The 9,516-nt window shown below is 71.0% G+C and carries 11 protein-coding genes and 1 pseudogene; 7 read left to right on the top strand and 5 right to left on the bottom strand.

Annotated features, from left to right (window positions below; all coding sequences use genetic code 11):
- The 4 genes and pseudogenes from BQ2383_RS19265 to BQ2383_RS00415 form a co-directional block, all read left to right on the top strand.
- Positions 1–863: pseudogene (locus BQ2383_RS19265) on the top strand (hypothetical protein); the annotation flags it as partial.
- Complete coding sequence (locus tag BQ2383_RS00425) at positions 863–1,171, top strand: hypothetical protein (RefSeq protein WP_091027534.1); 309 nt, start codon at positions 863–865, stop codon at positions 1,169–1,171. The pseudogene BQ2383_RS19265 and the gene BQ2383_RS00425, both read left to right, overlap by 1 nt.
- A gap of 10 nt (positions 1,172–1,181) precedes the next feature.
- Positions 1,182–1,922: a LysR family transcriptional regulator substrate-binding protein gene (locus BQ2383_RS00420; protein WP_091027531.1), complete on the top strand. Its 741-nt coding sequence runs from the start codon at positions 1,182–1,184 to the stop codon at positions 1,920–1,922.
- Between the two features lie 35 nt (positions 1,923–1,957).
- Positions 1,958–2,674 (top strand): glutamine amidotransferase-related protein, encoded by a 717-nt coding sequence (locus tag BQ2383_RS00415; RefSeq protein WP_091027529.1) that lies wholly within the window; start codon positions 1,958–1,960, stop codon positions 2,672–2,674.
- 29 nt (positions 2,675–2,703) lie between these two features.
- On the opposite strand, the gene BQ2383_RS00410 is transcribed toward BQ2383_RS00415, so the two are convergent.
- Together BQ2383_RS00410 and BQ2383_RS00405 are read right to left on the bottom strand one after the other, a co-directional pair.
- Entirely contained in the window at positions 2,704–3,174 is a 471-nt protein-coding gene (locus BQ2383_RS00410; protein ID WP_091027527.1) for a glutaminase, read from the bottom strand.
- Positions 3,171–4,385: a cation:proton antiporter gene (locus BQ2383_RS00405; RefSeq protein WP_036303154.1), complete on the bottom strand. Its 1,215-nt coding sequence runs from the start codon at positions 4,383–4,385 to the stop codon at positions 3,171–3,173. The genes BQ2383_RS00410 and BQ2383_RS00405 overlap by 4 nt, the downstream gene beginning before the upstream one ends.
- A gap of 86 nt (positions 4,386–4,471) precedes the next feature.
- Between BQ2383_RS00405 and purU the strand changes: the two genes are divergently transcribed.
- Positions 4,472–5,323 carry a formyltetrahydrofolate deformylase gene (purU, locus tag BQ2383_RS00400; protein ID WP_091027524.1) on the top strand — a complete coding sequence of 284 codons (852 nt, stop codon included), beginning with the start codon at positions 4,472–4,474 and terminating at the stop codon, positions 5,321–5,323.
- Here purU and BQ2383_RS00395 read toward each other — a convergent pair.
- On the bottom strand, positions 5,320–6,444 hold the full coding sequence (locus BQ2383_RS00395) for an NAD(P)H-dependent flavin oxidoreductase (protein WP_244175828.1): 1,125 nt from the start codon (positions 6,442–6,444) through the stop codon (positions 5,320–5,322). The genes purU and BQ2383_RS00395 overlap by 4 nt on opposite strands.
- Positions 6,445–6,539: 95 nt before the next feature.
- Between BQ2383_RS00395 and BQ2383_RS00390 the strand changes: the two genes are divergently transcribed.
- Together BQ2383_RS00390 and BQ2383_RS00385 are read left to right on the top strand one after the other, a co-directional pair.
- A complete protein-coding gene (locus BQ2383_RS00390; protein WP_091027523.1) occupies positions 6,540–6,812 on the top strand; it encodes a DUF6412 domain-containing protein in 273 nt (90 codons plus the stop codon).
- Positions 6,813–6,878: 66 nt separating this feature from the next.
- Positions 6,879–7,658: a YidC/Oxa1 family membrane protein insertase gene (locus BQ2383_RS00385; RefSeq protein WP_091027521.1), complete on the top strand. Its 780-nt coding sequence runs from the start codon at positions 6,879–6,881 to the stop codon at positions 7,656–7,658.
- Here the strand turns inward: BQ2383_RS00385 and BQ2383_RS00380 are convergent.
- Together BQ2383_RS00380 and BQ2383_RS00375 are read right to left on the bottom strand one after the other, a co-directional pair.
- Entirely contained in the window at positions 7,630–8,547 is a 918-nt protein-coding gene (locus tag BQ2383_RS00380) for an EamA family transporter (protein ID WP_091027519.1), read from the bottom strand. The two genes, BQ2383_RS00385 and BQ2383_RS00380, sit on opposite strands and share 29 nt — an antisense overlap.
- A gap of 40 nt (positions 8,548–8,587) precedes the next feature.
- On the bottom strand, positions 8,588–9,472 hold the full coding sequence (locus BQ2383_RS00375) for an SDR family oxidoreductase (protein WP_091027517.1): 885 nt from the start codon (positions 9,470–9,472) through the stop codon (positions 8,588–8,590).
- Between the last annotated feature and the right edge of the window lie 44 nt (positions 9,473–9,516).

The following is a 9,516-nucleotide window of genomic DNA, read 5'->3' as shown; positions in this document are numbered from 1 at the left end:
CCCTTCCCCCCGGCACACAGGACCCCGCCGCCCTCGAGGCCTGGCGCGCCCAGCACGCCGCGTGGAAGGAACAGGACCAGGCGTGGCGACGCCAGCAGCAGGATGTCGAGCGCGCCGCCCGCGATCAGCTGCGCCGTGAGCGCCAGGCCGAGGCCGCCGTCTTCGCCTCCGAGGCAGCCGAGCGTCGGCGCATCCGCCGCGCATCGAACCCGCGCGCGGGTTTCGCATTCGCCGCGACCATCCTCGGTCTCGCGATCATCACCGGGGCCGCAGTCGGTCTTGTCGCGGGTGGCGAAGTGGTCGGCACAGCCCTCGGGTTGCTCGCCGCCGCCCTCATCCTGGCGCTCGGCATGATCGTCGCCGGAGCGTTCCGCCGACGCAGCGGCTTCCTGGCCTTCATCACCGTGCTCACACTGGTGGGCGGCCTCGTGGTCGGCGGGTTCTCCTCCCTGCAGGGCTTCAGCCTCGGCTGGGCGTCGGTCACGAACTACCGCGCGGAACATGTCCGGCAGCCGTTCGGCGAGCTCAACGTGTCGCTGAATCAGCACGACGACGCGCCCCGGCCGATCGTTATCGAGAAGGGCTCCGGCGCGACCAACATCTACGTCGATCCGGGTGTCCAGCTGCAGCTGCGTGCGACCGTCGACACGGCGGATATCACCTGGACCCGCGTCGACGCCGAGTACTACAACATCATCGATTCCGGCACCTGGGCGGGCACGCGGCGCGACGGGGAGTCGGTCGTCGCCGAGAACATCTCCGCGGAGAACGTGTCGACCACCACCATCCAACCCGTCACCATCGATCAGAACAGCGGCGAGATCTCCATCACCGTCGTCGAGCCGAAGAAGGAAGACCAGTGATGAGCACTCCCACGACCACCGAACCGACCACCGCGCCGCGCACCCGCTGGGCCGCCATCATCTGGGGACTGCTGTTCGCGGCCATCGCCGCCGTCGCGCTCGGCCAGCTCGCCGACGCCACCCGTCGTGAGACGATCGCGGATGCGCTGATGACCATGACGCCCACGACGATCACCGCGATCGTCCTGCTCACCGCCGGCGTGCTGCTGCTCGTCGGCGGGGCTGCCGGGCTCATCCGCCGTGCTCAGCGCAAGCTGGCGGCCGCATCTCACTCCCAGCAGGAAGTGGCCGCGCCCGTCGCCGAGTAGCCTTGACCCCATGGCGAATCAGGGAAGACGGCCCGCGAAGGGCGCAAGCCGCGGCACGCCCGTACGCCGGAACAAGGCCGCCCCTGCCGAGCGATTCCCCCCGCAGAAGCCCAAGAAGAAGACCGCCAAGGTCGTCTTCGACGCCCCGCAGCCCGAACCCGAGGCACCGCGCACCTTTCGACTGGGCGCGGTGCCCGGTGCGACTCCGGGCAAGTGGATCGGCGCGTGGAAACAGCGGATGCCGCGTGTGCCGCTCGAGCTCGTGCCGATCGAGGCGGCCACACAGCGCGCCGCGCTCGACGAGGTGGATGCCGCGCTGGTGCGGCTCCCCCTCACCGACGAGTCACTGCACATCATCCCCCTGTACGACGAGGTCCCGGTCGTCGTCGCCGCGGCCGACTCGCACCTGATGGCGGTCGAAGAGCTCACCGCCGCCGACCTCGAGGGCGAGGTCGTGATCGCTCTGACCGACGATGTGCTCGGCCCGCTCGACCTGCCCGGCACGACACCGGCGAGCTTCGCCGCCCTGCCGACCGACGAGGCGATCGCGACCGCCGCATCCGGCGTCGGCATCGTGGTCGTCCCGATGTCGCTCGCCCGCATGCATCATCGCAAGGATGCCGACCACCGCGTCCTGACGAATGGACCGACCTCGACCGTCGCCCTCGTCTGGCCGCGCGACCGGACCACGCCCGACGTCGAGACCTTCGTCGGCATCGTCCGCGGGCGCACCGCGAACTCCTCCCGGTGACCGGCGACGCTCGTCGCGCTCGTTAGAATCTCCTGATGGCCTCGCTCCTCTACGTCTGCGTGCGTCCCGAGCTCGGGGCGGCGGATGCTGAGCACGCCTCGTTCCGGCGGGCGCTCGGCGCCGACGTGGTCGACCGGCTCGACCTGCTGCAGACGCCGCTCGACATCGAGCGTGCGCGGGGCTACCAGGGAATCGTCGTCGGAGGTTCGCCGTACAACGTCTCCGACACCGTGAAGTCCCCGGAGCAACTGCGCGTCGAGGCCGATCTGCGCACTCTGGCCGATGCGGCCATCGCCGCCGAGGTCGCCGTGTTCTTCACGTGCTTCAGCATCGGTGTCGTGACCCGCATGCTCGGCGGAGAGGTCGTCACCGACACCCCGGAGCCCGCGAGTGCCACTGTGATCGACGTGACTCCCGAGGGCACGGCCGACCCGGTGTTCGGCCCCAGCGGCCCGGCGCTCACGGTCTTCACGGCGCACAAGGAGAGCGCCGCGCATACCCCGCCCGGCGCCGTGCTGCTCGCGACGAACGAGGTGTGCCCCGTGCAGGCCTACCGGGTGGGCACGCATCTGTACGCGGCGCAGTTCCACCCCGAGCCCACGCCCCGCGACTTCGCCGACCGGATGACGTTCTACCGCACCACCGGCTACTTCGACCCCGACGAGTTCGACGCGGTGCAGCAGCAGGTGCTGGCGGCATCCGTCACCGAGGGCACGGCGCTCCTCCGGCGATTCGCCGAGACGTTCAGCTGAGTCAGCCCGGTTGAGTCGGCCCGCTCGGGTCAGCCGGCCGCGCCGTCGCGCAGCAGAGCCACGCGCTCCCGCAGGTATGCCTCCAGCGGCATGAAGCCCCCGGCGGCGCTCCAGCGCACCGACGGCACCCCGTCGACCAGGGCGAGCGGACCGGAGGAGCCACCGGCATCCACCGCATCCACGTCGATCACGCTCCACCCCACGTGCACGACGTCGCCCTCGTCGAAGCCCCCGCGCAGCGCCTCGGCCCGGCGCTCGGCCCGCTCGCGCGCCGACTCGGCCGTGTAGCCGCGGCGGCCGGGATCGGCGGCCCGCAGCACCTCGGCGGTCGCCAGCGCATGCGTGTCGGTCAGCAGCAGCACTCCGAGATGCCAGGCCTCGCCGACACGCACGATGCGACGCCCGCGCCATCGGGAGTCGCGCTGCTCGCCCAGCCCCTCTTTCGGGGCGCCGGCGAGGGCGGCCACAGCCGCGGTCAGCAGCGCCGATGCGGTGGTCACAGCTCCCCCTGCACAGCCTCGCCCGCGCGTGCCGGTCCGACGACCTCCGCGCGATCGCCGCGCAGCGTCATCCCGATCAGCGGATACAGCAGCACCGAGAGCATGCCGGCCCCGACCAGCGCGGCGGCCGTGCCGGTGTCGAGCATGTCCTGATCCACACCGATCGCGGTGACCGCGACGATGATCGGCAGACCAGTGGCGGCCAGCAGACCGAGCGCGGCACGGTCGCGGACGCTCATCCCCGCGGGAGCCGAGAGCTGCGCGGCCGCACCGCGGATCACGAGCAGGGCGATCAGGAAGATCGGCACCAGCGCCAGCGCGGTCGGCGATGTGAGCAACGCCTGCAGGTCGAAGGTCACACCGGTGTAGAGGAAGAAGATCGGCACCAGGAAGCCGAACGCGATGGCCTCGATCTTGCTCTCGATCTGCTCGGCGGACTCCTTCGGCGCACGCGTCATGATGATGCGCCAGACCGCACCGGCCACGAACGCGCCCAGCAGCATGTCGAGGTCGAGCATCACGCTCAGACCGACGAGGGCGGCGATGAGCAGGATCACGAAACGAACCCCGAACTGGTCGGACGTGTGCAGTGTCGCCAGGACGATGCGATGCAGACGCCCGTGCGGCACGCGATGCGCGAGCAGCACCGCGAGTCCGGCGAGCACCACGAAGGTCAGCAGGACGGCCGTGGCGATAGGCGTGGTCCGCGTGCTCAGGAAGATCGAGATCGCGATCAGGGGCAGGAACTCCCCGACGGCCCCGATCGTGCTGATCGCTCGGCCGAAGGGCGTGTCGAGCTCGCGGGCGTCGCGCAGGATCGGCATGAGCGTGCCCAGCGCCGTGGAGCTGAGTGCGATGCCGACGACGACCATCCCCTCGCCCGGCGCGAAGAAGAAGCCGAGGCCGATGCCCAGCAGCACGCTCAGGAGCCAGCCGGCCGATGCCCGCGCGAGCGGCTTTCCGGCCACCATCTTGAAGTCGATCTCGGTGCCGGCGACGAAGAACAGCAGCGCCAGGCCGAAGTCGCTGAGCTTCTCCAGCAGCGGACCGGGCTCGACCCAGCCGAGCACCGCCGGTCCGACGAGGATGCCGAGCACGAGCTCGAACACGACGATGGGCACCCGCACCACGGGACGCACGCCGCGGGCGAGCAGGGGCGCCGCAACGGCCAGCAGGGGGATCAGCACCAGGCCGAGGTCACTCGCTTCCACGAGACTCAGAGTAGCGAGTCGCCTCCCGCGATTCGCCCCCGCTCTGCATCCACGGCAGAATCGATGCACACCCTCGAGGAGCCCCCATGTCTCAGCCCGATACCGCCCGCCTGCTGATCGCCTGCGACGACCAGCCCGGCATCGTCGCCGCTGTCGCCGGTGTGCTCGCCCAGCACGGCGCGAACATCATCTCGCTCGACCAGCACTCCACCGATTCCGAGGGCGGACGCTTCTTCCAGCGCACCGTGATCCACCTCGACGGACTCTCCGCCGCGCGCCCGGCCCTCGAAGCCGACATCGCCGCCGTTGCCGAGCGCTTCGGCATGGAATGGTCGCTGCACGACGTGGCCCGCCGCAAGCGCGTCGCGATCTTCGTGTCCAAGTACGACCACTGCCTGATGGAGCTGCTGTGGCGCACGCAGCGCGGCCAGCTCGACATCGACATCACGATGGTCGTCTCCAACCACCCCGATCTGGCCCAGTCGGTGCGCTCGTTCGGTGTGCCGTTCGTGCACATCCCCTCCGGCGACAAGGCCGCCATGGAGGAGCGTCAGCTCGAGCTGCTGCACGGAAACGTCGACCTCGTCGTGCTCGCCCGCTACATGCAGATCCTCACCGACGACTTCATCACCCGTCTCGAGGTGCCGGTGATCAACATCCACCACTCGTTCCTGCCCGCGTTCATCGGTGCGAACCCGTACGCGCGTGCCAAAGACCGCGGCGTCAAGCTCATCGGCGCGACCGCGCACTACGCGACGGCCGACCTCGACGAGGGCCCGATCATCGAGCAGGACGTCACGCGCGTGACCCACTCCGAGTCGGCGGCTCAGCTGCAGAGCCGTGGTGCCGACGTGGAGCGCCTGGTGCTCGCCCGCGCCGTGCAGTGGCATGCCGAGGACCGCGTGATCGTGCACGGCAAGTCCACGGTCATCCTCTAGCGGTCGGCGTCGTCCCAGGCGTTCCGGTTCTCTTCGATCCGCGCGTCGATCTCCGTCGAGGACGCGGACCGGCGAGCCCGGTCCGCCGGAATCCCCGCCGCCAGCTCGGCGAACGCCTCAACGGCGGAGTCGTGGCGCACGAGTGGGGCGGCCTGGCCCATCCACAGCGACTGCAGCGCGCCCAGGTTCTGTTCCCCCGCCGCGGTGCGGAAGCGGCCGGTGAGCCAGTTCTGCATCGGGAATGGAGCGATCGTGCCGCTCGCCTCGATCGCCCGCACGACGCGGTTGCGCGCACCGCGAGCCAGTCGCCCGCTCATCGCGCGCGTGAGCACGGTCTCGTCGGCGGCAGTGGACCGGATCGCCTCACGGTGGGCCTGGTTCGCTGCAGACTCGGCGGTCGCGAGGAACGCCGTCCCCACCTGCGCTCCGGAGGCGCCCAGCGCGAAGGCCGCGGCCACCCCACGCCGGTCAGCGATGCCTCCCGCCGCGATCACGGGAACGTCGACCGCATCGACGACCTGCGGCACCAGCGCGAACGTCCCCACCAGCGACTCCTCGGCCGGGCGCAGGAACGACACCCGGTGGCCGGCCGCCTCCGCACCGGTCGCGACTACGGCATCCACGCCCGCCTCGGCGAGGGCGACCGCCTCGGCCACCGTGGTCGCCGTGCCGACGATGCGGATGCCGCGGCGGCGGGCCTCATCGACCATGTCCGCAGACGGCACGCCGAACACCACGCTGAGCACCGCGGGCGCGATCTCCCAGATCGCCTCCAGCTGTTCCTCGAGCGGCGGGTTGTAACGCTCCGGCCGGGCGGGCACGTCGACGCCGACCGCCTCGTAGAACGGCTGCAGCGCCTGCGCGAAGACCGTGTGCTGTGGGTTCGGCTCGACCTCGTCGCCCGTGGGCAGCCAGATGTTCACCGCGAACGGCCGGTCGGTCGCTGCCCGAAGGTCGGCCCCGGTCGTGCGGATGCGGTCGCCGTCGTAGCCGTACAGGCCGAACGAGCCGAGCCCGCCGGCGTTGCTCACCGCCGCGGTGAGTGCGATCGAGGAGAGCCCGCCGAACGGGCCGAGGATGATCGGATGCTCGATCCCGAGCAGGGCGCGAAGGTCACTCATGCTTCGACGTTACGCCCGCGGCGGAGGGAGACGGTCGACCGTGACGGCCGGTCTCGCGGTCCCCGGTGCTACCCTCGCTGCAGAGGGGAGTGCGCATGAGCGAGTGGTTCGGGCAGATGCTGAGCTTCGTCGCGACCGCGCTCGGACTCGTCTCGATGCCGGATGCCGCCGCCCTCGGTCTCGCCATCGCACTGCTCGCCGTCACGGCGCTGACGCTCGCGATCGTGCTGAGCGTGCGCCCCGAGGCCACCTCCGACGCCCCGCATCCGCTGCGGGCGATCGACATCGGAACCCTGCTCACGCAGAGCGATCCTGACGCTGCCGGCCATCCGCGCCCGCGCGCGCCGGGGGTCGCGACCGCCGCGTAGTCCGTCCACACGACGGGATGACGCGGCTTTCGCCGACCCTTCCCGACGCCACGAACGGACAACTCCATGGACCCCTTTGCCTTTCCCCCTCTCGCCGCCCTCCTCAACGCCGCCTACGGCGCACTGACCGGGCTCTCCGACCTCCTCACCCCGATCGCCGGAGCCTCGGCCGCAGCCCTCGCGGTCGTGCTCGTCACTCTGCTGGTGCGGGCCCTGCTCATCCCCGTCGGCATCTCGCAGGCTAAGGCCGAGCAGACCAGGGCGCGCCTCGCCCCGAAGCTGCGCGAGCTGCAGCGCCGCCACAAGAAGAACCCCGAGCGCCTGCAGAAGGAGATGATGGCGCTGTACAAGGCCGAGAACACCTCGCCGTTCGCGGGCATGCTCCCGGTGCTGGCGCAGGCCCCCGTCGTCGGCATCCTGTACACACTGTTCCTGCGGCCGGAGATCGCCGGACACCCGAACGAGCTGCTCTCCCACGACCTGTTCGGCGCTCCGCTGGGGACGAGCCTGGTCTCGGCGCTGTTCGGGGGCACGGCCACGCCCACGACTTTCCTCGTCTTCGGGGTGCTGCTCGCCATCATGATCGCCGTCGCCGAGGTCACCCGCCGGGTGTTCCGTCCGACGCCGGTCGAGGGCGACGACTCGCCGCTGAACTCCCCCACGATGCTGCGCGTGATGTCGTCGCTGCACTACCTGACGGCGGTCTTCGCGGCCTTCGTACCCCTCGCGGCTGCGCTGTACCTCACGGTCACGGTGGTGTGGACGCTCGTGCAGCGCGTCATCCTGCGCCGACGGTTCCCGCTCCCGACCCCCGCGGTCAGTCGGGCAGCGGTATCGGGGCGGTGAACGGGCCGGAGGGGCCGCCGTCTCGGCGGTCCTTCCGCACGCCGAGCGTCGCACCGACGCTGGCGGCGATCACGAGGACGACTGCCAGCATCCGCAGCGGAGTCGCATCCTGGCCGAGGATCAGCCAACCGGCCAGCGTTGCGAACGCCGGTTCGAGGCTCAGCAGCACGCCGAACACGCGCTGCGGCAGACGGCGCAGCGCGGCCAGCTCGAAGCTGTACGGGATCACCGATGACAGCACCGCGGTGATGGCGGCCAGCAGCAGCAGCTGCGGGTCCATCGCGACCGTCGATGCCGCCGGGATGCCGACCGGGATGAGGAGCACGGCCGCCACGACGAGCCCCATCGCCAGGCCGCTGCTGCCGGGGATGAGCGCGCCGACGCGGGCGCTCATGCGGATGTACATCACCCAGAACCCGGCCGCGATGAGGATGAACACGAGCCCGAGCGGGTCGAGCGGCTCGGCCCCGATCAGGCCGTCGATGCCCAGTGCGACCATGCCGAGGAGGGCGACACCGACCCAGGCGGCGTCCGCGAGACGACGGGTCAGCACGGCGGCGAGCACGAGCGGACCGAGGAACTCGATCGCGACGGCGGGGCCGAGCGGGATGCGGTCGATCGCGGCGTAGAAGAACCCGTTCATCGCGGCCAGCGAGACGCCGAAGAGCACGGCGGCGAGCCACTGCGGGCGCGTCCACTTGCCCGGGCGCGGCCGCACGATGACGACGAGCAGGATGGCGGCGATCGCGACCCGCAGCGAGGTCACGCCCCAGGGCCCGAGCACCGGGAACAGCTGCGCCGCGACGGCCGCACCGAAGGGCAGTGAGAGGCACGAGCCGATGACGAGTGCGACGCCCACGAGGGGGCCGGACGCGGCGGGCTTCTGCACCAGACAAGCTTAGGCGGGCGGCCCTCGGCCGCCGGTCAGATCAGAGCGGCTTGCCGCCCGTCACCGCGATCACCGAGCCGGACGTGTACGACGACTCCGCCGAGGCGAGGTAGACGTAGGCGCCTGCGAGCTCCGCCGGCTGCCCCGCGCGTCCGAGGGGCGTGTCCTGTCCGAAGGTCGCGAGCCGCTCGGCATCCCAGCCGGTCGCGGGGATCAGCGGCGTCCAGATCGGGCCGGGCGCCACGGCGTTGACTCGGATGCCCTTGGGCCCTGCCTCTTCCGCGAGCGCCTTCACGAACGCCACCTGGGCGGCCTTCGTCATCGCGTAGTCGATGAGTCCGGGCGACGGGTTGAATGCCTGGACGGATGCCGTCACGATGATGCTCGCACCCGGCTCGAGGTCGGGGTACGCCGCGCGGGCCGAGAACAGCAGGCCCACGAGGTTCGTGTCGAACACGCGCCGCATCCGGTCGGTCTCGAGGTTCTCGAAGCCGTCGATGTCGTGCTGGTAGGCGGCGTTGAGCACGAGGGTGTCGAGCCCGCCGAGTTCACTCCGCGTGCGGGCCACGATGTCGGTCGCGAAGGTCTCGTCACGCAGGTCTCCCGCGAAGCTCACACCCGTGCGCCCCGCCTCGCGGACCAGCGCCAGAGTGTCTTCCGCGTCGTCCTGCTCCTCCGGCATGTGCGCGATCGCGACATCGGCGCCCTCGCGTGCGAAGGCGATCGCGACCGCCCGCCCGATGCCGGAGTCGCCGCCCGTGATGAGCGCTCGACGCCCCGCCAGGCGGCCATGGCCGACGTAGCTCTCCTCACCGTGGTCGGGGTCGGGGCGCGTCAGCTCCGTGAGTCCGGGCTGGTCCTGCTGCTGCGCGGGGAAGCCCTCCTCGCGATGCGCGTGCCGGGGGTCGGAAGCGTTGTCGGTCATGGCCGATCCTCCTCGTCTCGATGTGTCGGACCGACTCTTCCGGA

Origin of the sequence: Microbacterium oxydans (assembly GCF_900095745.1) — a bacterium.
Lineage (GTDB): Bacteria > Actinomycetota > Actinomycetes > Actinomycetales > Microbacteriaceae > Microbacterium > Microbacterium oxydans_B.
The sequence above is the reverse complement of the archived record's forward strand: the minus strand, read 5'-3'. Positions and strand labels throughout refer to the sequence as shown.

Bases quoted from the DNA above. Each gene is read 5' to 3' on its own strand.
- BQ2383_RS00425 (WP_091027534.1), top strand. From the start codon at position 863: ATGAGCACTCCCACGACCACCGAACCGACCACCGCGCCGCGCACCCGC.
- BQ2383_RS00420 (WP_091027531.1), top strand. From the start codon at position 1,182: ATGGCGAATCAGGGAAGACGGCCCGCGAAGGGCGCAAGCCGCGGCACG.
- BQ2383_RS00415 (WP_091027529.1), top strand. From the start codon at position 1,958: ATGGCCTCGCTCCTCTACGTCTGCGTGCGTCCCGAGCTCGGGGCGGCG.
- purU (WP_091027524.1), top strand. From the start codon at position 4,472: ATGTCTCAGCCCGATACCGCCCGCCTGCTGATCGCCTGCGACGACCAG.
- BQ2383_RS00395 (WP_244175828.1), bottom strand. From the start codon at position 6,444: ATGAGTGACCTTCGCGCCCTGCTCGGGATCGAGCATCCGATCATCCTC.
- BQ2383_RS00390 (WP_091027523.1), top strand. From the start codon at position 6,540: ATGAGCGAGTGGTTCGGGCAGATGCTGAGCTTCGTCGCGACCGCGCTC.
- BQ2383_RS00385 (WP_091027521.1), top strand. From the start codon at position 6,879: ATGGACCCCTTTGCCTTTCCCCCTCTCGCCGCCCTCCTCAACGCCGCC.
- BQ2383_RS00375 (WP_091027517.1), bottom strand. From the start codon at position 9,472: ATGACCGACAACGCTTCCGACCCCCGGCACGCGCATCGCGAGGAGGGC.